Origin of the sequence: Actinomadura scrupuli (assembly GCF_050971785.1) — a bacterium.
Classification (GTDB): domain Bacteria; phylum Actinomycetota; class Actinomycetes; order Streptosporangiales; family Streptosporangiaceae; genus Actinomadura_E; species Actinomadura_E scrupuli.
On the sequence record NZ_JBPCCU010000003.1, the window covers coordinates 719,745 to 740,366 of the forward strand.

The 20,622-nt window shown below is 73.6% G+C and carries 25 protein-coding genes; 9 read left to right on the plus strand and 16 right to left on the minus strand.

Translation table 11 applies throughout. The annotated features are described in order from the left end of the window. Window positions 1-4: 4 nt before the first annotated feature. The 7 genes from ACRYCC_RS17620 to ACRYCC_RS17650 all read right to left on the minus strand — a co-directional run bounded on the left by ACRYCC_RS17620 (window position 5) and on the right by ACRYCC_RS17650 (window position 5,178). Window positions 5-805 carry a helix-turn-helix domain-containing protein gene (locus ACRYCC_RS17620; protein ID WP_433813911.1) on the minus strand — a complete coding sequence of 267 codons (801 nt, stop codon included), beginning with the start codon at window positions 803-805 and terminating at the stop codon, window positions 5-7. Between the two features lie 116 nt (window positions 806-921). After that, the gene (locus ACRYCC_RS17625) at window positions 922-1,866 is read right to left on the minus strand and encodes a ribose-phosphate diphosphokinase (RefSeq protein WP_433813350.1); all 945 of its coding nucleotides are present in this window, start codon (window positions 1,864-1,866) and stop codon (window positions 922-924) included. A 248-nt stretch (window positions 1,867-2,114) separates the two neighbouring features. Next, the gene (locus ACRYCC_RS17630; protein ID WP_433813352.1) at window positions 2,115-2,264 is read right to left on the minus strand and encodes a zinc finger domain-containing protein; all 150 of its coding nucleotides are present in this window, start codon (window positions 2,262-2,264) and stop codon (window positions 2,115-2,117) included. Then, a complete protein-coding gene (locus ACRYCC_RS17635) occupies window positions 2,234-3,049 on the minus strand; it encodes an Fpg/Nei family DNA glycosylase (RefSeq protein ID WP_433813354.1) in 816 nt (271 codons plus the stop codon). Before ACRYCC_RS17635 ends, ACRYCC_RS17630 begins: the two co-directional genes overlap by 31 nt. A gap of 57 nt (window positions 3,050-3,106) precedes the next feature. Then, on the minus strand, window positions 3,107-4,030 hold the full coding sequence (locus tag ACRYCC_RS17640) for an alpha/beta hydrolase (RefSeq protein ID WP_433813355.1): 924 nt from the start codon (window positions 4,028-4,030) through the stop codon (window positions 3,107-3,109). 79 nt (window positions 4,031-4,109) lie between these two features. Next, complete coding sequence (locus ACRYCC_RS17645; protein ID WP_433813357.1) at window positions 4,110-4,739, minus strand: alpha-ketoglutarate-dependent dioxygenase AlkB family protein; 630 nt, start codon at window positions 4,737-4,739, stop codon at window positions 4,110-4,112. 85 nt (window positions 4,740-4,824) lie between these two features. After that, window positions 4,825-5,178, minus strand: a complete 354-nt coding sequence (locus tag ACRYCC_RS17650) for a hypothetical protein (RefSeq protein ID WP_433813359.1) — start codon at window positions 5,176-5,178, stop codon at window positions 4,825-4,827. Window positions 5,179-5,357: 179 nt separating this feature from the next. On the opposite strand from ACRYCC_RS17650, the gene ACRYCC_RS17655 reads away from it, so the two are divergent. Then, window positions 5,358-6,185, plus strand: a complete 828-nt coding sequence (locus ACRYCC_RS17655; protein ID WP_433813360.1) for a DUF4253 domain-containing protein — start codon at window positions 5,358-5,360, stop codon at window positions 6,183-6,185. 46 nt (window positions 6,186-6,231) lie between these two features. On the opposite strand, the gene ACRYCC_RS17660 is transcribed toward ACRYCC_RS17655, so the two are convergent. The 4 genes from ACRYCC_RS17660 to ACRYCC_RS17675 form a co-directional block, all read right to left on the minus strand. After that, window positions 6,232-7,881 carry a DUF885 domain-containing protein gene (locus tag ACRYCC_RS17660; protein WP_433813362.1) on the minus strand — a complete coding sequence of 550 codons (1,650 nt, stop codon included), beginning with the start codon at window positions 7,879-7,881 and terminating at the stop codon, window positions 6,232-6,234. 29 nt (window positions 7,882-7,910) lie between these two features. Then, window positions 7,911-8,762: a signal peptidase I gene (gene lepB, locus ACRYCC_RS17665; protein WP_433813364.1), complete on the minus strand. Its 852-nt coding sequence runs from the start codon at window positions 8,760-8,762 to the stop codon at window positions 7,911-7,913. 172 nt (window positions 8,763-8,934) lie between these two features. Beyond that, the gene (locus ACRYCC_RS17670) at window positions 8,935-9,564 is read right to left on the minus strand and encodes a LysE family translocator (RefSeq protein WP_433813365.1); all 630 of its coding nucleotides are present in this window, start codon (window positions 9,562-9,564) and stop codon (window positions 8,935-8,937) included. A gap of 70 nt (window positions 9,565-9,634) precedes the next feature. Continuing rightward, window positions 9,635-10,237 carry a hypothetical protein gene (locus tag ACRYCC_RS17675; protein ID WP_433813366.1) on the minus strand — a complete coding sequence of 201 codons (603 nt, stop codon included), beginning with the start codon at window positions 10,235-10,237 and terminating at the stop codon, window positions 9,635-9,637. Between the two features lie 286 nt (window positions 10,238-10,523). Here ACRYCC_RS17675 and ACRYCC_RS17680 point away from each other — a divergent pair, with 286 nt between their 5' ends. The 5 genes from ACRYCC_RS17680 to ACRYCC_RS17700 all read left to right on the plus strand — a co-directional run bounded on the left by ACRYCC_RS17680 (window position 10,524) and on the right by ACRYCC_RS17700 (window position 14,807). Then, window positions 10,524-11,534, plus strand: a complete 1,011-nt coding sequence (locus ACRYCC_RS17680; RefSeq protein WP_433813368.1) for an AAA family ATPase — start codon at window positions 10,524-10,526, stop codon at window positions 11,532-11,534. After that, window positions 11,531-12,484, plus strand: coding sequence for a DUF58 domain-containing protein (locus tag ACRYCC_RS17685; protein ID WP_433813370.1), 954 nt, complete (start codon window positions 11,531-11,533; stop codon window positions 12,482-12,484). The genes ACRYCC_RS17680 and ACRYCC_RS17685 overlap by 4 nt, the downstream gene beginning before the upstream one ends. Further along, window positions 12,481-13,428, plus strand: coding sequence for a VWA domain-containing protein (locus ACRYCC_RS17690; protein ID WP_433813372.1), 948 nt, complete (start codon window positions 12,481-12,483; stop codon window positions 13,426-13,428). Before ACRYCC_RS17685 ends, ACRYCC_RS17690 begins: the two co-directional genes overlap by 4 nt. 123 nt (window positions 13,429-13,551) lie before the next feature. Then, on the plus strand, window positions 13,552-14,226 hold the full coding sequence (locus tag ACRYCC_RS17695) for a class I SAM-dependent methyltransferase (protein WP_433813373.1): 675 nt from the start codon (window positions 13,552-13,554) through the stop codon (window positions 14,224-14,226). Continuing rightward, window positions 14,223-14,807: a TrmH family RNA methyltransferase gene (locus ACRYCC_RS17700; protein WP_433813375.1), complete on the plus strand. Its 585-nt coding sequence runs from the start codon at window positions 14,223-14,225 to the stop codon at window positions 14,805-14,807. The genes ACRYCC_RS17695 and ACRYCC_RS17700 overlap by 4 nt, the downstream gene beginning before the upstream one ends. A gap of 18 nt (window positions 14,808-14,825) precedes the next feature. On the opposite strand, the gene ACRYCC_RS17705 is transcribed toward ACRYCC_RS17700, so the two are convergent. After that, the gene (locus ACRYCC_RS17705; protein WP_433813377.1) at window positions 14,826-15,215 is read right to left on the minus strand and encodes a PPOX class F420-dependent oxidoreductase; all 390 of its coding nucleotides are present in this window, start codon (window positions 15,213-15,215) and stop codon (window positions 14,826-14,828) included. 121 nt (window positions 15,216-15,336) lie between these two features. After that, on the minus strand, window positions 15,337-15,558 hold the full coding sequence (locus ACRYCC_RS17710; protein WP_433813379.1) for an EF-hand domain-containing protein: 222 nt from the start codon (window positions 15,556-15,558) through the stop codon (window positions 15,337-15,339). A gap of 175 nt (window positions 15,559-15,733) precedes the next feature. Here ACRYCC_RS17710 and ACRYCC_RS17715 point away from each other — a divergent pair, with 175 nt between their 5' ends. Beyond that, on the plus strand, window positions 15,734-16,543 hold the full coding sequence (locus ACRYCC_RS17715) for a glycerophosphodiester phosphodiesterase family protein (protein WP_433813381.1): 810 nt from the start codon (window positions 15,734-15,736) through the stop codon (window positions 16,541-16,543). A gap of 61 nt (window positions 16,544-16,604) precedes the next feature. On the opposite strand, the gene ACRYCC_RS17720 is transcribed toward ACRYCC_RS17715, so the two are convergent. Next, entirely contained in the window at window positions 16,605-16,889 is a 285-nt protein-coding gene (locus ACRYCC_RS17720; protein WP_433813382.1) for a type II toxin-antitoxin system Phd/YefM family antitoxin, read from the minus strand. A gap of 185 nt (window positions 16,890-17,074) precedes the next feature. Between ACRYCC_RS17720 and ACRYCC_RS17725 the strand changes: the two genes are divergently transcribed. Beyond that, a complete protein-coding gene (locus ACRYCC_RS17725) occupies window positions 17,075-17,626 on the plus strand; it encodes a ClpP family protease (protein ID WP_433813913.1) in 552 nt (183 codons plus the stop codon). 130 nt (window positions 17,627-17,756) lie between these two features. Then, window positions 17,757-18,101, plus strand: a complete 345-nt coding sequence (locus ACRYCC_RS17730) for an RNA polymerase-binding protein RbpA (RefSeq protein ID WP_433813384.1) — start codon at window positions 17,757-17,759, stop codon at window positions 18,099-18,101. A gap of 162 nt (window positions 18,102-18,263) precedes the next feature. On the opposite strand, the gene ACRYCC_RS17735 is transcribed toward ACRYCC_RS17730, so the two are convergent. Further along, on the minus strand, window positions 18,264-18,788 hold the full coding sequence (locus ACRYCC_RS17735; RefSeq protein ID WP_433813386.1) for an FxsA family protein: 525 nt from the start codon (window positions 18,786-18,788) through the stop codon (window positions 18,264-18,266). Between the two features lie 51 nt (window positions 18,789-18,839). Continuing rightward, a complete protein-coding gene (gene lnt / locus ACRYCC_RS17740) occupies window positions 18,840-20,540 on the minus strand; it encodes an apolipoprotein N-acyltransferase (protein ID WP_433813388.1) in 1,701 nt (566 codons plus the stop codon). Window positions 20,541-20,622: the final 82 nt, after the last annotated feature.

Consider the following 20,622-nt stretch of genomic DNA (forward strand, 5'->3'; position numbering starts at 1 on the left):
TGGCTCAGCCGGGCCGGGTGCGGCCCTGGCCCGCGCGGGTGCGCAGGATCTCGGCGGTGGCGTCGTCGGCCGGCAGGAACGCCTCCAGATGCAGCTCGGCCAGGGTGACGTCGACGGCGGTGGCGAACGAGGTCAGCGTGGTGAGCAGCCGCAGCTCGCCCTCGCCGCAGCGCAGCCGCAGCGGCACGGCGAAACCGAGATGGCCGGGCCCCGGCACCGCCGCCGGCACGTACCCCTCCAGCTCGGCGAGGAACTCCTCCAGCCTGGGATCGGGGCTCCTGACCAACTGGGCGCGCAGGTTCTCGATGATGTGCCGGCCCCAGTCGCCGAGGTTGTCCACCCGGGGCGCCATGCCGTCCGGGTGCAGGGCGAGGCGCAGCATGTTGACCGGAGGTGCGAGCAGCTCGGGCGAGGCGCCCTCGGTCAGCACCCCGAGGGCGCTGTTGGCGGCCACCACCTCCCCGTAGGGCCTGACGACCAGCGCCGGGTACGGCAGGTGACCGTCGAGGATGCTGCCGAGGGCGTCCCGGACGGGACGCAGCAGAGGCTCGTCCAGCGACGACTCGCGGAACAGCGGCGCGTACCCGGCGGCCAGCAGCAGGGCGTTGCGCTCGCGCAGGGACAGCCCGAGCGACTCGGCCAGCCGGACCACGATCGCCCGGCCCGGCGTGGAACGGCCGCGCTCGATGAAACTCAGATGCCGCTGGGTGGTGCCCGCGCGGATGGCCAGCTCCAGCTGGCTCACCCGCCGGGCGTTGCGCCAGCGCTTCAGCTCGCCGGCGAATCGGTTCGGCTGCCCGCTCATGCTCACCAGCCAGTTCTAGCCGACCCGGCCCCGGGCGGGCCATTCCCCGCCGGGTATCGCCCGGCGGGCACGGCCGTCCGGTCCGCCGCGCCAGTGCGGGGACGGCCGCCGGCGGGTCAGGGGGCGTCGAAGAGGGCGCTGACCGATTCGCCGTCGTGGATGCGGCTCATCGCCTCGGCCAGGGCGGGCGCGATCGAGAGGATCTTGAGCTTGGGCACCCGCTCCCCCTTGGCGATGGGCACGGTGTTGGTGCAGACGATCTCCAGGACGTCCGGCTGGTCACCGATGCGCTTGAGGGCGCCACTGGCGAACAGGCCGTGGGTGCAGGCGACGCGGATCGTGCCCGCCTTCATCTCACGGAGGCGGTCCAGCAGCTCGATGACGGTGCTGCCCTTGGCGATCTCGTCGTCGAGGACGATGACGTCACGGCCGGCGACGTCACCGATCACTGCGCTGATGGTGACCCGGTCGTCGGCGAAACGCTGCTTGGCGCCGGCCGCGACGGGCACCCCGAGCAGGCGGGCGAACGCCGCGGCCTCCTTGGCGTTGCCCAGGTCGGGTGAGACGACCGTGGCGTTGGACAGGTCGAACTGCCGGAAGTGCGCGGCCAGCTCGCGCAGCGCGTGCAGATGGTCGACGGGGATGGAGAAGAAGCCGTGCACCTGGGGTGAGTGCAGGGTCATCGCCAGCACCCGGTTGGCTCCCGCGGTCACCAGCAGGTCGGCGACCAGCCGCCCCCCGATGGAGATCCGCGGGGTGTCCTTCTTGTCGGACCGGGCGTAGGCGTAGTGCGGCATGACCACGGTGGTCCGCGCCGCCGACGCGCCCCGCGCGGCGTCCAGCATGAGCAGCAGCTCGACGAGGTTCTCCTGGACGGGCGGGACCAGCGGCTGGATCAGGAACACGTCGCGTTCGCGGCAGTTGGCCTGCAGCTGGACCTCGACGCAGTCGTTGGCGAATCGCTGGATGCGGACCGGATGCAGTGGCACCCCGAGGTGGGAGCAGATCTCGGCCGCCAGCTCCGGGTGGGCGCTGCCGCTGAAAACGGCGATGTCTCGCACGAAATGCTCCCTGGTCGTGGTGCGGGCAAACGAGCCGATGGTATCGGCGGCGGGCCACGGACTTTCGGGCGGGCGGGCGAGCCGCGGTAGGCCTTCACGATTCCCGAGGTTCGCCGTGGTGAAACGCCCGGCTCGCCACCCGTACCCCCGGCGACCTGCCCGCATGCCCCGCCGGCCGGGCGCCGGGCCCCTGCTGCCGCCCCGCGGGCCCTGCGGGGCCGCGCCACCCCGGCCGAGGGCAAGGATGATCAGGTGGCGGCGGGCTGGCAGCCGGGGCACCAGAAGAGGTTGCGGCCGGCCAGCGGCGTGGTGCGGACCTCGGTGCGGCACACCAGGCACGGCAGGCCGGCCCGGCGGTAAAGGATGATCAGGTGGCGGCGGGCTGGCAGCCGGGGCACCAGAAGAGGTTGCGGCCGGCCAGCGGCGTGGTGCGGACCTCGGTGCGGCACACCAGGCACGGCAGGCCGGCCCGGCGGTAGACGTAGACCTCACCGCCGTGGTCGTCCTTGCGCGGCGGGCGGCCCATCGCCTCCGGGGTGTGCTCCGGGCGTACGGTGTCGATCCGCCCGGTCCGCACCCCTTCGGCCATCAGGAGCACCAGGTCCGCCCAGACGGCCGCCCACTGGGCGGGCGTCAGGCCCTGGCCGGGCAGGTTCGGGTCGATGCCCTGCCGGTAGAGCACCTCGGCGCGGTAGATGTTGCCCGGCCCCGCGACGACGGACTGGTCCATCAGCAGGACCGCGATCGGGGTACGGCTCGCGCCGATCCGGCGCCAGGCCCGGTCCGGGTCGGCGTCCGGGCGGAGCGGGTCGGCGCCGAGCCGGTCGTGCAGGGCCTTCTTGTCCCCCGGGTCCATCAGCTCGCAGGCGGCGGGGCCGCGCAGGTCGGCGTACCCGCCGGCGCCCTCCAGCCGCAGCCGCACGGCCCCGGTCGGCGCGGGCGCCGGGGGCGGGCCCAAGGTGAAGCCGCCGTAGATGCCGAGGTGGACGTGGAGCCACTGGTCGGTGCCGAACTCGAGCAGCAGGTGCTTGCCGTGCGCCTGGGCCTCCAGCAGCACCTGCCCGTCGATCCGCAGGGCCCCGGCGGCGAACCGCCCCTGCGGGCTGTGCGCCCGCACCGGCGTGCCGCCGAACATCCGCCGGTGCTCGGCGGCCAGGCGGTGGATGGTGTGACCTTCAGGCATGAGACCGCCAGGATAGGGCCTGCCGGGCGGGCCCGCCCTCCGGTCGCCGGCTCCGGCTCAGCCCTGCAGGGCGGCGCGGACGAGGGCCCCGATGTCGCGGATCGCCTCGGCGGGGCGGCGGGCGAAGGACCCCCAGCCCAGGTAGCCGTGGTCGAGGCCGTCGCCGCCGTAGAGGTCGGCCCGTACGCCCGCGCCGGCCAGCCGCCGGGCGTACGCCTCGCCCTGCGGGCGCAGCCGGTCGTACTCGGCGGTCGCGATGACCGCCGGGGGCAGCCCCGCCAGGACGGGGGCCAGCAGCGGGGAGACCTCCGGGAGCGTGCGGTCGGTCTCGCCCAGGTACAGCTCCAGGACCCGCTCGGTACCGCCCTCGGAGAACCGCAGGCCGTCGGGGTCGGGCGGCATCGGGGGGACCCCGCGCAGGTCCAGTGCCGGGTACACCAGCAGCTGCAGGGCCAGCGGGACCGAGCCGCGCAACCGCAGCGCCGTGGCGGCGGCGATCTGACCGCCCGCGCTGTCGCCGCCGACGCCGATCCGCGCCGGGTCGACGCCCAGGGCGGGAGCGTGCGCGGCGACCCAGCGGACGGCGGCCGCGCCGTCGTCGACGGCGGCGGGGTAGGGGTCCTCGGGCGGGCGCCGGTAGTCCACCGACACGAAGGCGACCCGCGCCGCGGCGGTGAGCGCCCGCACGACCGGGTCGTAGGCCTCCACGTCGCCCATCACCCAGCCGCCGCCGTGGAAGTACACCAGGGCCGGGCCGGCGTCCCGCCCGGAAGCGTCCGCGGCGGGCCGGTAGAGGCGCGCCCGCAGCGGCCCGGCCGGGCCGTCCACGGTGAGGTCCTCGACGTGCGCGACGTGCGGGCGGGGCACCCCTGCCAGCGCGTCGGCGTGCCGGCGGCGGAGCTCCGCGATGGACAGCCCCCGCGACGGCGGGAGCGCCGCCACCCTGCGCATGAACGCCAGGTAGTCGGGTTCCCTGCCCATGGGGTCCTCCTCGCCGCCGCGGACGCGCCCGAGCGCGCCCGGTCATGCCTGATGGTGATCGTAGGTCAGGGCGGCGTGATCAGGACTCGCGCAGGGTGATGTTGAGGCGGCCGCCGCTCATCCCGAGCGCGGGGTCGCCGGTGCCGGGCAGGATCCGGGGCACCCCGTGGAACGCCAGGCGCGCCGGGCCGCCGAACACGAACAGGTCCCCGGACTCCAGCTCCACGTCGGTCCACGGCCGGTTGCGGTCGCGGGTGTTGCCGAACCGGAACACGCACGTGTCCCCGAGGCTCAGCGAGACCACCGGGGCGCGGCTGCGCTCGTCCCGGTCCTGGTGCAGCCCCATCCTGGCGGCGGCGTCGTAGAAGTTGACCAGCGCGACGTCGGGGCGGTAGGCGCCGGGCTCCCCGTACGCCTCCGCGACGGCGCGTCGGCCCAGCTCGCCCAGCCAGGCCGGGAACGGCTTCACCGGCTCACCGTCCACCGCCGGGACGTAGCGGTAGGGCACCCACTGCAGGCCCAGGCAGACCGTGCGCACCGACATCACCCCGCCGCCGGGCAGCCGGGTCCGGCGCATCCCGGCCGGGGGGCGCGCCCACTCCCGGCACGCCTCGACCAGCCGCCGCTGCTCGTCGGCGCCCAGCCAGCCCGGGACGTGAACGGCCCCCGGCACGATCTGCGCCCGGGGCCGTGGGATCAGCGCGGTCATGCCTCCACGGTAGGCGGCCCCGGCCCGTGCGCGGCCGCCTGCGCGCGCACGGGTGGCCCTGGGTGCCGACGCCGTACCGCCGGCCCTACGCCGCCGACACGGCCAGGCCGAGCGCGACGGTGAGCGATCCGGCGCGGCCCTTGGGCGCCGCGACCTGCAGCTCCAGGGTGCTGCCACCGCGCAGGTCCTCGACCGCGTGCGCGGGGATGTCGGCCTCCTGCTGGGCCGCGACGGGGAAGTAGCGCAGCGGGCTGCCGTCGCGCACCAGCACGACACAGATCAGGTCGTCACTGCGGTTGACGACATGGAAGCGCACCGCCCGCGCGACGCTGCCGCCCGGCACGGTGTAACGCAGGCCCGCGTCCACCGCGAACGGCTCGTGCAGTCCCCTCCCCTGGAACGCGTACACGCCCCCCAGATCGTGGGCGCCAGGATTCACGGCAGGTGTCCCTTCACGTGATCGCACACCTGCCATGTTTCGGTGTCCTCGTTACCAGGAGGTAGCGTGCACGTTACGCTCCCGTGCACCTCGGCCCGTTGCCACGAGCGACGCCACGGGCACTACCATCGCCGCAGCGCCAAGATCCTGTTCGGCGTGGTCAGCACGGAGAGAACGAGATGGACGATCATGGGCGGCGGCAGCGGCTGCCTGCGGGGCTGCGTCAGCTCTTCGCCGACGGCGGCGCAGGGCGGACTCTGGCGACCCCGCTTCCCGCCGGCGGCGTGGTCTGGCCCGACCCCGACTGCCCGCAGCGCCAGCCGGCGGTCCGTCCCGCGTTCTGGCTCACCGGCGAGCCGGTCACCGGTGAGCTGTGGGCCCGGCTCCGCGCCGAGCACCAGCGATCGGGCCTGTGGCCCGTCCTGCTCGACGACTCCACCCAGCCGTGGGCGGCCGGGCAGGTCGCTCCCGAACCGGCGGCCGACATCGACGGGTACGACGCCACCGCGTTCATGGCCGAGGTGTGGGCCGACTGGGTCGAACCGCAGGACGACGACTTCGAGGACCTCGCCCCGTTCTACCGGCACTGCCCGGGTCTGGCCGAGCCGGGGGAGCCGATGGCAGACCCCGGCACCGTCGCCGACTGGCACGCCCGCCTCCTCGCCGACGGCACCACCCCGCTCGGCCTGGCCGCGGTGGGCCGCGGCGCCGACACCCTGGCCGTGATGGGCTGGCAGGGGGCCCTCAACCACAACGAGTGGACCGCGCCCCTGGCGGCCGTGGTGCGCAGCTGGGAGGACCGGTTCGGGGCACGGGTCGTCCGGATGGGTTTCAACACCCTGGACCTCAGCGTCGCCGCGCCCCCGCGCACCCTGGACCACGCCGTCCATGTCGCCGCCGAGCACTGGACCTTCTGCCCCGACAACATCGCCCAGGGCCCCGGCACCCTCATCGGCTACGCCGAGCAGATCGTCGGCAAGAACGCCTGGTCGTTCTGGTGGGACTGAGCCGGGCCCGGCCTCACCCGGGCCGTCCGGACCGGCCCGCCGGGGCTCAGCGGACCAGCTCGGCGCGCAGCAGGTCCAGGCCCATCGGCCCGAGGTCCAGGGCGTCGCGGTGGAAGGCCCGCAGATCGAAGGCCGCGCCCTGGCGGCGCCGCGCCGCCTCCCGGGCCTCCAGCCACACCCGTTCCCCGACCTTGTACGCGATCGCCTGGCCGGGCAGCCCGAGATACCGGTCGACCTCGAAGTTGACGAAGAACTCGCTCTCCGGCCCGCAGTGCAGCCCCAGGAACTCCGCGCCCAGCTCGCGGTTCCACCGCTCCCCCTCGTGGAACCCGGTGCCCTTGGGGATCTCCAGCTCCAGGTGCAGGCCGATGTCGAGGATCACCCGGGCCGCCCGCAGCTGCTGCCCACCGGCCAGCATGCCCAGGTAGTGCGCCGGATCGGCGTAGTAGCCGAGCTCGGCCATCAGCCGCTCCGCGTACAGCGCCCAGCCCTCGCAGTGGCCGGGGAACAGCTCCGCCGACACCCGCTGGAACCGGTTGAGCTTGGCGGCGTTCAGCACCGTCATGCCGAGCTGCAGGTGGTGGCCGGGCACGCCCTCGTGGAACATCGTCGCCGGCACCGACCAGGTCACGACCTCCTCGGTCCCCGCCGGAACGGTCCACCAGACCTGGCCCGGCCGGCTCAGGTCCTCCGCCGGGGCCAGGTAGTAGATGCCGCCGCTGTCGGTGGGCGGGATCCGGCACTCGATCCGGCGCAGCTCGTCGGGGATGTCGAAGTGCACACCGTCCAGCGCGGCGATGGCCTCGTCCGCCAGCTCCTGGATCCAGTCCCGGAAGTCCCCGGCCCCCAGGATGCGGTGCGCCGGGTCGGCGTCCAGCGCGGCGAACACCGCCTCCAGGGGGTCACCGGGCGCCAGCCGCGCGGCCGTCACCCGCATCTCCGACTCGATGCGGGCCAGCTCCTCCCACCCCCACGCGTAGGTCTCCTCCAGGTCCAGCCGGGTGCCCAGGAAGTTGCGGACCTGCAGCGCGTAGCGGTCCCGGCCGACGGCGTCCCGCCGCGGGGCGTGCGGCGCCAGCTCACCGGTCAGGAAGCCGCCGAACGCCTCCAGGGCCCCGGCGGCCGAACGCGCGGCCCCCTCCAGCTCCCGGCGCAGCGGCCCGTCCCCGTACCCCCGCACCAGGGTGGTCAGGTAACCGGCGGTCTGCTCGCACTGGCGGGCGCAGATCAGGATCTGCCGGACGGCGGAGACCCGGCCGTCGCGCCGGGCCAGGCCGAGCGTCTCGGTGAGCCCCGCCAGCGCCGCGGGCAGCGCGGCGATCCGGGCGCTCACGTCGGCCCACGGGGTGGCCGGCCTCTGGTCGAGGAGCTCGATGGCCTGCCGCAGCCGCTGCAGCGGCCCGTCCAGCCCGTTGAGGGCGGCGTCCGACATCCCCGCCTCGCTCAGCGCCAGCTCCACCTCCAGGCGCTCGCGCAGCACCGCGGCGGCGATCCGGTCCTGCTCGCCCTCGGCGGCCGTCGCGCCGAGCTCGGCGAGGGTACGGCGGGTGAGCTCGTCGCGGGCGGCGAACCCGCCGGGACCGTAGTCGGTGAGCCGCCCTTCGTACCCGGCGATGCCCATCATCGCCGCCCGGCACGGGTCGTGCCCTGCGAAATCCTCGACATACCGGTCAGCGAGATCGTCCAGGGCCGTCATGCACCCACCGTACGTGCTGCGGGTACGGCCTAGGCGGCAGATCCGCGGCGCCGGCGCCTAATCCACACGATCGGCACCGCCCCGGCGAGACCGAGCGCCGGCGGGACCGCCGGCAGAACCGCCCCGGACGCCGCGGACCCCCCGAAAGCGGCCGGGATCGGCAGCGTCTTCCACCGGCCGACCGGCCACAGCACCACGAAGGCCCGGCCGATCACCCGGTCCACCGGGACCATGCCGCCGCCCTCCTCGGTGAGGTGGTAGCGCGAGTCCGCGGAGTCCGAGCGGTGGTCGCCCATCACCCACAGCCGGCCCTTGGGCACGGTGACGTCGAACTTCTGCTCCGAGGGCACGTCCTGCTCGCCGGTGTCGGGATCGGTGTAGAGGTAGACCTGCTCCTCCAGCGGATGCCCGTTGACCATGAGGCGGCCCTGCTTGTCGCAGCACTGCACCCGGTCGCCGCCGACGCCGATGACCCGCTTGATGAAGTCCTTCTCACCGGGCGCCACCCCGAAGGCCCGCCCGACGACGTTCAGCACCTTGGAGACCGGGTTGGACGGCTGGACGAAGTTGCCCTCCGGGTTCCACGACGCGGGCCCGTCGAACACCACGACGTCGCCGCGCCGCACATCCCGCGTATGGTAAACGATCTTGTTGACCAGGATCCGGTCGCCGACCTCGAGGGTGTTCTCCATCGACCCCGACGGGATGTAGAACGCCTGTACCGCGAACGCCTTGATCACCAAGGCCAGCACCACGGCGATACCGATCAGCACGGGCAGCTCCCGCCAGAAGGAGCCCTTGCTCTTGCCTTTCGCGGCCTCCTCCGAGCCGGACCCCGCCTGGGTCGCGTCCGGCACGGCACCCCCGGTATCAGAACGCACGTCTCCCCCATCGTCGGTCGTCCGGCTGACCCTACTGAAGATCCAAGGGCTACTGGACACCCTCTATGGCCTCGATTGGTTCAAGAACCAGGCACGACAGGTAAGCGTTGCGTCGGCCGCCACCGCTTCGAGGGGAAATGCCCGGGAAGTCCCCGGCCCGCGAAGGAACGGCTCAGCGCGTCTCGGCCGCCAGCCGCACGCCGAGGCCGACCAGCACCACTCCCGAGACCTGCTCCAGGCGGCGCCGCACCCCCGGCCGCTCCAGCAACCCCTTCACCCGGCCGACCAGCCACACGATCCCGAGATACCACACCGTGTCGATCAGCGCCCACAGCACCGAGAACAGCACCAGCGTCGGCAGCACCGGCGCGCCGTCCGGCACGAACTGCGGCAGGAACGACACCGCGAACACCCCCGCCTTCGGGTTGGCCAGGCTGGTGACCACCCCCAGCCGGAAGGACCGCCCGACCGAACCCGCCGCCACCGGCCCGGCCGCCGCGCCCTCTCGCGCCGGGCCGCGCCGCGCCTGCCACAGCGCGTGCACCCCGAACCACACCAGGACCCCGGCGCCCGCCAGCCGGATCCCGTCATAGGCGAGCCGCGAGGCCACCAGCAGCGCCGACAGCCCGAACGCCGCCGCCAGCCCCCACAGCAGCACACCGGCCTCGTTGCCGAGCACGCTCGCCACACCCGACCGGCGCCCCTCCCGCAGGGACTGGCGCAGCACCATCACCGTGCTCGGACCGGGGACCAGGGCGATGACGACGGCGGCGCCCACGAACGCCAGGAGACTCTGCAGCATCCCCCCATGCTGGATCCGCCCCCGCCACGGGCGCAACGCGTTTCCCCGCCCCGACAGGGCCGGCAGGCCCCTACAGCGGGCCGCCGCCGCCCGGGCCGTCCCCGTCGCCGGGGGTGGGCGAGCGCGGCGACCGGCTCGGCGAGCCGCTCCCCGGAGACGGCGTCGGGGACGGTGACCCCGGCCCCGAGCTCGGCAGCGGGCTCGGCACGAGCGTCCGCGACGGCACGTCAGAGGGGGGCGCCGGCTTGGGGAACGGCGTCGACGGCCGGCACGCGAACAGCACCGTCAGCAGCAACGCCAGCAGGGCCAGCACACCCGCCAGGAACAGCACCGTCCCGGCCAGGCCCCGCCCCACCGGGGCCGCCGCCGGCGCACCCGGCACGCCCACCGGCTCCGGCGTCGCCAGGGCCGGCTCATGCGACCCCGCCCAGTACGGCTGGAACTGAGGGCCCCGGCGGCCCCACCGGCCGAGCAGGCGCCCCTCCAGCACCACCGCGTCCAGGAACCGCCCGGCCCCCGGCCGGCCGGGCTCCCGCAGCGTCGCCACCCAGGGGGCCGGGCCGTCCGGCTGGGCCCCCGCCACCGCGTCCAGCTCCCCGGTGATCGCCGCCCGGAACCGGTCCCGCGCCGCGGGGTCCGACGCGGCACCCCGGTTGAGCACGGCGACGCTCACCGGCCGCCCATGCGGATCCACACCCTCGTATACGATCCCGGCCGGCGACTCGCTCAGCCGTGCCGACAAGCGGAAAGGTCCAAGCTGAGAGGGGTCCCCGGGCGGCAACGGCCTCGACATGCGCGTCACCCTAGTACTTCACCTCCCCCGGCCACCGCACGGCGCCTCCACGGTGAGTCCACGGCGGGTCCGCCCGCCGGGCCCGTGTCGCGGCAGGCCGAGCCGATCCCGTCGCATAGGGTCTGGAAAGCGCACGCACTCTTCCGCACGACAGTGAGGGCTCTCGATGACCGCCGTCGCCCACGACACCGAACAGGCCGCCGCGCTCCTCCAGCGTACGGTCGCCGAGGTGAAGAAGGTCATCGTCGGCCAGGAACACATGGTGGAGCGGCTCGTCATCGCGCTGCTCGCGGGCGGCCACTGCCTCCTCGAAGGCGTACCGGGCGTCGCCAAGACCCTCGCCGTGGGCACCCTCGCCAAGGTCGTCGGCGGCTCCTTCGCCCGCCTCCAGTTCACCCCCGACCTGGTGCCCTCCGACATCGTCGGCACCCGCATCTACCACCCCTCCACCGAGCAGTTCGACGTCGAGCTCGGGCCCGTGTTCGTCAACTTCGTGCTCGCCGACGAGATCAACCGGGCCCCCGCCAAGGTGCAGTCCGCGCTGCTGGAGGTCATGGCCGAGCGCCAGGTCTCCCTGGCCGGCCGCACCTTCCCGCTGCCCGCGCCCTTCGTCGTGCTGGCCACCCAGAACCCCATCGAGTCCGAAGGCGTCTACCCCCTCCCGGAGGCACAACGCGACCGGTTCCTGATGAAGGTCGACGTCGCCTACCCCGGAGCCCACGAGGAGCTGCAGATCCTGCAGCGGATGAGCGTCGACCCGCCCGAGGCCGCCCAGATCCTCGACCCCGAGCAGCTCATCTCCCTGCAGCGGGCCGCCGCCGAGGTCTCGGTGCACGAGCTCGTCGCCGACTACATCGTCCGGCTCGTCATGGCCACCCGCGAACCCGCCCAGTACAACCTCCCCGACCTGCGCACCAGCATCGAGATCGGCGCCAGCCCCCGCGCCACCCTCGGCCTGGTCTCCTCGGCCCGCGCCCTCGCCCTCCTGCGCGGCCGCGACTACGTCCTGCCCGAGGACGTACGCGACGTCGCCCACGAGGTGATGTCCCACCGGATCATGCTGACCTTCGACGCCCTCGCCGACGGCGTCGACACCCACCAGGTCGTCGCCCAGCTCCTCGCCGCCGTGCCACCGCCCCGCGTCGTGTGGAGCCAAGGCCAGGGCCCGCGCGCGTGAACCCCGACCGCAGGCTGGCCCGCCTCGCCCCCGAGCGATCACTGCGGCGTCTCGAGCTCAAGGTCACCCGCCGCCTCGACGGCCTGCTGCACGGCGAGCACCTCGGCCTCCTGCCCGGCCCCGGCACCGAACTCGCCGAGGCGCGCCTCTACCAGCCCGGCGAGGACGACGTCCGCCACATGGACTGGTCCGTCACCGCCCGCACCACCTCCCCCCACGTACGAGACCTCATCGCCGACCATGAACTCGAGGCCTGGGCCCTGGTCGACCTGTCGGCCAGCATGGACTTCGGCACCACCGAACTCGAGAAACGCGACCTGGCCGTCGCGGCCCTCGCCGCCGTGGGGTTCCTGACCGTACGGCTCGGCGACCGCGTCGGCGCCTACGTCCTGCACCACGGCAAGGTCCGGCGCGTCCCCGCCCGCACCGGCCGGGCGGCGATGTACGCGCTGCTGCAGTCGATCCTGGACGCCGAGCGCACCCCCGCCCGGACGACCGGCCCGACGCTCGCCGCCGCCATCACCGAGCTGGCCCACGGCCAGAAGCGGCGCGGCCTGCGGGTCGTCATCTCCGACTTCATCGACCCCGCCGACCTCACCGGCGACCGGCCCGCCTGGGAACGGCCGCTGCGCCGCCTCGCCGCCCGCCACCAGGTCCTCGCCGTCGAGATCCTCGATCCGCGCGAGCTCGACCTGCCCGCCGTCGGCCTGGTGGAGCTCGCCGACCCCGAGACCGGCGCCGTGCACGAGGTCATGCTCTCCCCGCGGGTACGCGAGGCCTACGCGCAGGCGGCCACCGCGCAACGCGAACGTACCCGCCAGGCGCTGCGCCGCTGCGGCGCCTCCCATCTGGTGCTGCGCACCGACCAGGACTGGGTCACCGACGTCGCCCGCTTCGCGCTGAGGCAACGCCGGGTGGCCGGCCGCACCAGGAGCGGAGTGGGCGCATGACCTTCCTGTCCCCCGGCAGGCTCGGGCTGCTGGCGGTGATCCCGCTGCTGATCCTCGTGTACGTCCTGCTCCAGCGGCGCCGCAGGAAGTACGTCGTGCGCTTCACCAACCTGGCACTGCTCAGCCAGGTCGCCCCCCGCCGCCCGGGCTGGCGGCGGCACGTCGCGGCCGGCCTGTTCCTGATGATGATCGGCATCCTGGTGGTGGGATTCGCCCGGCCCGCCTCCACCGTCAAGGTGCCGCGCGACCGCGCCACCGTGATGGTCGCCATCGACGTGTCACTGTCGATGGAGGCCACCGACGTGGCACCGAGCAGGTTCGAGGCCGCCAAGTCCGCCGCCAAGAAGTTCATCCAGGACCTGCCCTCGCGGTTCAACGTCGGGGTCGTCGGCTTCGCGGGCAACGCCAGCGTCATCGCACCGCCCTCCACCGAGCGCGAGTCGGCGATCGCCTCCATCGACCAGCTCCAGCTCGACCGGCGGACCGCGATCGGCGAGGCCGTCTTCACCTGCCTGCAGGCCGTCCGGTCCTTCGACGCCCAGGCCAACGCCGACCCGCCGCCCGCGCACATCGTGCTGCTGTCGGACGGGGACAACACCACCGGCCGCAGCGTCAACGAGGCCATCGACGCCGCCATGGCCGCGCACGTGCCCGTCTCCACGATCGCCTTCGGCACCCCCTACGGCACCGTCACCATCGAGGGCGAGACCACCCCGGTCGAGGTCAACAAGCAGACCCTGCGCACCCTCGCCGAAGGCACCAAGGGCAAGCCCTTCGAGGCGGCCGACGGGGGCCAGCTGTCGGAGGTCTACAAGAACATCGGCAGCTCCCTCGGCTGGAAGACCGAGCACCGCGACGTGTCGTCCCGGTTCATCGGCCTGGCCCTGCTGCTGAGCCTCGCCGCCGGCGGCGCCTCGCTGGTCTGGTTCTCCCGGCTCCCCTGACCGGCCGCCCCAAGCCTCGCCCGGCGCCCACCGTGAGTGATCACACGCGTGAACCGGGCGGATCGCCGCCCCGGACCGGCACGGTTCAGAACCCGGTGCCGATCACTGGTACGGTCGGCCGACGTGGGGGAGCACTATTTCGCGGAACAGCCGACGGCCGCGAGCCGGCCGGGCAGCGTCGACCTGGTGCTGCCCGACCTGCACCTGCGCCTGGAGACCGACCGGGGCATGTTCTCCCCCGACCGCGTCGACCTGGGCACCCGGATCCTGCTGGAGACCGTCCCCCCTCCCCCGCCCACCGGCGACCTCCTCGACCTCGGCTGCGGGTACGGCCCCATCGCGCTGACCATGGCCAGCCGCTCCCCCCAGGCGAAGGTTTATGGGGTGGACGTCAACGGCCGCGCTCTCGCGCTCGCCGAGCGCAACGCCACCGCCGCGGGCCTTGACAATGTAAGGTTCAGCTTGAGCGGAGAGCTCGACCCGGCGCTCCGGTTCACCGCCATCTGGTCGAATCCGCCGATCCGCATCGGCAAGGCCGCCCTGCACGAGCTCCTCACCACCTGGCTGGACCGCCTCACCCCCGGGGGCCGCGCGCACCTCGTGGTCCAGAAGCACCTCGGCTCCGACTCCCTGCAGCGATGGCTGACCGCCCAGGGCTGGGCCACCGAGCGCGTCGCCTCCCGCTCGTCCTACCGCGTCCTCGCCGTCTCCGCCCGTACCCTCCCCACCCCGGCCGGCACCGCCGGCACGGACCACCCTGCCAGCACACCTCCCAGCACAGAGGACACCGCTCCATGAGCTCGCCCGAGACCCCGGCCGGCACCGACCCCGGCGCCCAGGAACGACGGCAGCTGCGGGCCACCGACGTGAAGCGGCTCAACCGCACCTGGCGGCGGCGCACCGAGGCCCGCCTCGGGCTGCTGGTGGAATCGGTGACCCAGCCGTTCAACATCGGGTCGATCGTGCGTTCCGCCGCGGTCTTCGGCGTCGAGCACCTGTGGCTGGCCGGCAACGCCACTCCGCTGACCCACCAGAACGTCCGCAAGACCGCGCTCGGCACGGAGCGGCTGGTGCCCTGGGATCACGCCGGGACCCCCGCGGAGGCCGTGCGCGCCGCGCACGCCGCCGGTTTCCGGGTGGTGGCGATCGAGCTCACCACCGACGCGGTGCCGCTGCACGAGGCGCCCCTGGAGGGCGACGTCTGCCTCGCCGTCGGCGGGGAGGACCACGGCTGCTCCCCCGCCCTGCTGGCGGCCGCCGACGCGGTCGCCTACATCCCGCAGATCGGCCGCGTCGGCTCGCTCAACGTCGCGGTGGCCACCGCCGTCGCGCTGGCCGAGACCCGCCGCCGCGAATGGGCGGCGCCGCACGGCCAGTGACCACAGGGGCCACGCGCTTCACACCTTGCGGCTCAACCTGGGCCCGCCCAATCCCCAGGCAATGATCTGGCTGGGCGTGATCGTGATGATCTCCCGAGACAAGCCCGGCACCGGCGGCTCGTGATCCGTCAGAGCCACCGCCGAACCCCGGATCTCGATGCCGCGCGGCACCCACGGGTCCACCGAGGCCAGGTCGTCCACGACGAACGACACGGTGCTGCCCTCCTGGACGTTCCTGAACTTCTTGGACGCTCCCAGCGCGCCCCCGCCGATCGTGATCGTGCCCGCGGCGGCGTCCACAAAGAAGTTCACGGGGTTGTTCTGCACCTGACCAGCCGGAGAGACGGTGGCCAGGCGACCGATGGGCTGGCTGGTCAGATGGTCGAGTTCCGCCTGTGTGAAGATCATGCGGGCCAGCCTGCAGCCTTGACACCTGCGCGGTCAAATGCGCCGGGGCAGCCCACCAACCCGGTGCCTCGCATCCGGAGCCGCTCGCCATCCGACCCGGTGAACGTTCGTGGTCACCCCACTAGCCGGCGGCGTTCGCGGCCATGAACGCGGCGAACTCCTCCAGGGAGATCTTGCCGTCGCCGTTCTGGTCCGCCTGCACGACCACCTCCACCGCCCGCGCGTCGGTGATCTGCTGACCCAGCGCGGCCATCAGGCTCTTCAGCTCGACCGGCGAGATGAACCCGTCACCGTCGATGTCCACCAGCTCGAACGTCGCCTTGTACTCGCTCGCATCCGCCATGTCACGCCACCTTTCGAATCCACGACCTTCCGGGCCAGAGGAACCTAGCACCCTCGCCGTGGGCGGTGCGCCCGTACCGGGCTCATGGGATACATCGCCCGGCGCCTTGACGTTGTAAGGTAACCGCGGGTGCGGGGGATCGCGCGGCGCCGGGTCAACCGCCATACTCGGGAAGGTGCCGAGCTCGCATGAATTCCTCGATCACCCGGGGCCCATCCCCTTCGCGCACCGCGGTGGCGCCAAGGGCTACCCGGAGAACTCGATGCCCGCCTTCCAGCGCGCCGTCGACCTGGGCTACCGGTATCTCGAGACCGACGTCCACGCCACCGCCGACGGGGTCCTGGTCGCCTTCCACGACCGCACCCTCGACCGGGTGACCGACCAGGGCGGCCGCATCGCCGGCCTGCCCTACGCCCAGGTGGAGCGGGCGCGCATCGGCGGCACCGAGCCGATCCCCCGCCTCGAGGACATCCTCGGCGCCTGGCCGGACGCCCGCGTCAACATCGACGTCAAGGACGAGCCGGCGATCGCCCCGCTCGTGGAGACCCTGCACCGGACCAAGTCCTGGCGCCGGGTGTGCGTCACGTCCTTCTCGACCCGGCGCCTCACCCGGCTGCGCGCCCTGCTGCCCCGGTTCACCGACGAGGACGTGTGCATGTCGCTCGGCCCGCGCGGCGTGATGGCGCTGCGCGCCAGGTCCTGCGGCGGCCCCGTCAGCAAGCTGGTCCGGCTGGCCGACACCGGCATCGCCTGCGCCCAGGTCCCGCACGGGCTGGGCCCCGTGCCGTTCGTGACCAGGACCTTCGTCGAGCAGGCGCACATCCTCGGCCTCAAGGTGCACGTCTGGACCGTCAACAAGCCGGCCGAGATGGAGCGGCTGCTCGACCTCGGCGTGGACGGGATCTTCACCGACGATCTCCTGGCGCTGCGGGCGGCGCTGGAGGCCCGCGGCATGTGGCACAGCGGCTCACCCACGACGATCTGAGCCCGCCGCCTTTACGTAGTAAGGCCCCTGCCGGTCCGTGACGCGCACCGTCCCCCTCCGGTCACGGGGAGCCCCGGAAGCCGGGTGGCCGCGGCGGCCCCTCGGGGCGATACTCCGCGGCGATCCGCAGCGGGTCGGCCGGGCGCGGGCGCGATGCCTCGGCGCCGGGCCCGGCACCCGCATCGGTGAGGTCCGCCCGCCGCCCGCCGAGGCGCTCGAGCAGGTCGAGGTCCGCCGCGGACACGATGGCCGCCACGACCTTGCCGTGCCGGCTGAGCGGGATGCGCTCCCCGCCGTAGGCGACCCGGTTGACCAGCTCCGCCAGGTCCTTCCGCGCTTCCGTCACCGGAACCTCTTCACCAGCCACCCGAACCATGTTACCAGTCTGTACGTTCCTGCTAAATTGTACAGAACGTACGCTTCGACGCGTGCGACGAAGCAGAGGAGAGGCCCGTGCACAGCACATCCGACGGTTCCCGGCCGGAGACGTACGCCCCGCGCAGCCGCGCCCAGATCCTGACCCCGGACCTGCTGCAGGAACAGCTGTCGCAGCGGCTGCTGGCCCAGCGCATCGTCTTCATCGGCACCGAGATCGACGACGAGCTCGCCAACCGCGTCTGCGGCCAGCTTCTGCTGCTGTCCGCCCAGGACGCCCAGCGGGACGTCACCCTCTACATCAACAGCCCGGGCGGATCGGTCGACGCGGGCATGGCCATCTACGACGTGATGCAGTACCTGCCGGGCGACGTGGCGACCGTCGCCCTGGGCCTGGCCGCCTCCATGGGGCAGTCGCTGCTGTGCGCCGGCACGCCCGGCAAGCGCTACGCCCTGCGGCACGCCCGGGTGATGATGCACCAGCCCTCGGGCGGCATCCGGGGCACCGCGTCCGACATCCGCATCCAGGCGGAGCAGTCGCTCTACCTGAAGCGGATCCTGGCCGAGCGGACCGCCTTCCACACCGGCCGGCCCGTCGAGGAGATCGAACGCGACGCCGACCGCGACCGGTGGTTCACCGCCGCCCAGGCCAGGGAGTACGGCTTCGTCGACCACGTGATCGACAGCACCGAGCGCGTGGGGTCCTGAACGGCCCGGCGTGTCGCCTTGCGACGTCACGGAAACAGCAGGGTTGGACCGGGTGCAGGGCGGGAATCTTGTCACGGTATCCAGCGTTGGTCATTACAGGACCGCAAGCCGTCTGGGGAGGCACGTCACGATGGCAGAGCGCGCACTACGCGGGACTCGTCTCGGAGCCACGAGCTACGAGAACGACCGCAATACCGACCTGGCTCCACGCCAGGAAATCGACTACACCTGCCAACGGGGCCACCTGTTCACCGTAACACTCGCCGCAGAGGCCGAGGTGCCGATGACCTGGGAATGCCGCAACTGCGGCATCACGGCGCTCCGTGTCGACGGTGAGATGCCTCAGCCCAAGCGAGGCAAGCCACCGCGTACGCACTGGGACATGCTGCTGGAGCGCCGGACGGTCGAGGATCTCGAAGAGGTCCTCGCCGAACGCCTGGCGATCCTGCGAGCGGGGAGGCGCAAGAGCGCCTGACCGCGTGCCCGTCTCAGACGAACCGGGCCGTACCGCCACACCGGCGGTGCGGCCCGGTGGCATGAGCGGCCCCGTCGCTCGTCCACGGCCGCAGCCCTTGAACCCGTCTTGACTCCTCAGATGCCCCGCACCGGCCGGGCCGGGGATCACCGGGCGGCCCGGTCAGGGCTCCGGGCGGTCCTCGCGGACGACCTCACCCCGGATGACCGGCCCGTCCTGGCCGCCAGGGTGGCCGCCGGGGCGGTGGGCGGGACCGCCGGGCGGGAAGACGCCCCCGGCCACCGTGGCGCTCATCCGCTCGACCATCCGCTCCTGGGTGATCCGCACCCGGCGGCCGACGTAGCGGACCAGCGCCCGGCGCACCAGCGGGCGGGTGAAGGGCAGCACGAACATGAAGCCGGCCACGTCGGTGATGAAGCCGGGCGTGAGCAGCAGCGCTCCGCCGATCAGGACCAGCCCGGCGTCGGCCAGCTCCCGGTCGGGCATCTCCCCGCCGGAGAAGGCCTCGCGCAGCGCCCGCCAGGCCCGCCGGCCCTCCCTGCGGACGATCCAGGCGCCCAGCAGGCTCTCTACGAGCAGCAGCGCCACGGTGGGCCAGCCGCCGATGACGGTCCCCACCTGGATGATCACGTAGATCTCCAGGACCGGCAGGACCAGAAAGGCGAGGAACAAAACGATCGGCAGCATGGGACCCATCATCACGTGCGAGTGGCGACGTCTACACCAACGTCAACGCCATCACGTCCCTGATGGTTCCGCGGCACGGCTCGCGCGGGGTTCCGCCGCACGGCCCGCGCGCCGGCCGGCGCGCAGGGCCATCGCGACGGCTCCCAGCCCCAGCAATGCCAGCACCCACTCCGGCGACGGCCCCAGCCGGTCGGCGATCGTCGCAGCCGTGCGCGCGGGGACCCGCGCCACCTCGACGTCCGGGACGAACTCCGCCGACTGGGCCCGGATCCGGCCGTCCGGCTCCACGATGGCCGAGATGCCGCTGGTGGCCGCCACCAGCACGGTCCGGCCGTGCTCGACGGCGCGCAGCCGGGACATGGCCAGCTGCTGCCAGGGCAGGCTGGTGCGGCCGTAGGTGGCGTTGTTGGTCTGCACGACGAGCATCTGGGCGCCCGCGACGTCCCGCACGATGCCGTCGTAGGCGACCTCGAAACAGATCACGTCGCCCACCTGGACGGGGCCGAGCGGCAGCAGGCCGCGCCGGCTGCCGGGCAGGAAGTCGCTGGGCACCCGGTCGAAGCGGGTGATGAGCCTCTGCAGGACGCTGCGGAACGGCACGTACTCGCCGAACGGCACCGGGTGCCGCTTGATGTAGTAGCTGCCGGGCCCGGTGCGGGGGTCCCACACGATGCCCCGGTTCTCCACGTTGTGGCCGTCGGGCGCCGTGACGACCGCGCCGACGAGCACGGGCACCCCGAGCTCCTTGACGACCTCGTCGATCGACCGCCGGGCGTCCTCGTCGACGTAGGGGTCGAGGTCGCTGGAGTTCTCCGGCCAGACCACCAGCTCCGGCCGCGGCACCGTGCCGGCCCGGACCCGCGCGGCAAGCTCCCGGGTGCGCTGGACGTGGTTGTCCAGGACGGCCTTGCGCTGGCCCAGGAAGTCCAGCCCCAGCCGTGGCACGTTGCCCTGGACCACCGCCACGGTGACCTGGCGGCCGCTCGTGGGCACCGGCACCAGCAGCCCGCCGGCGGTGAGCACCGCCCCCGCGGCCAGCGCCACCGCCGCCGTCCGCGCCCCCGCTCCCCCGCGGCCGCCCGGCCCGGCGGCGGTCCGCCGGGTGAGCGCGGCCGGGAGCGGGACGCGCAGCAGCGCCAGGGCGAGCAGGCCGCCGATGAGCGCGGTGACGAAGGTGACCAGGGGCGCGCCGCCGAGTGCCGCGTACGGGGTCAGCGGGCCGGTGGTCTGGCTGAAGGCCAGCCGCCCCCAGGGCAGCCCCCCGAACGGCCAGCGGCCCCGGACGAACTCCTCGGTCACCCAGAGCGCCGCGGTCCACAGCGGCCAGGCGCGCAGCCGGCCCACGAGAGCGACCCCGGCGCCGAGCGGGGCGAAGTAGAGCGCCTCGACGAGGCTCAGCCCCGCCAGCGCGTCCGGGCCGATGACACGCACCCAGTCCAGCAGCACCAGGAAGAACGCCAGGCCGGTGAGCAGGCCGAGCCAGGCGCCGGTACGGGCCCGTACCCCCCGGACGGCCAGGGTGAACACCGCGACGCCGGCCGGTGCCAGCGGCCACATCCCGGTCGGCCCGGCGGTACGGGAGAACATGTCGGGCGGGAAGGCCAGGAACATCAGCAGGCCGGCCGCCACCGCGGCGGCGATCCGGCCCCATCCGGCGGTGCCGCCCGCACGGAGCCGGCTCCGGCCGCGCACCGGCGCCGGGCCCGCCGTCATGTCACTGGGCTGATCACCGGCGACGATCTCCTGCACCACACCTGCTCCTAGGCCGAGGAATCCCTCGCGGGAACGCTATCGGTCCGGGAAGGGTGCGCCGACCACCGGCGCGGTGCGACAG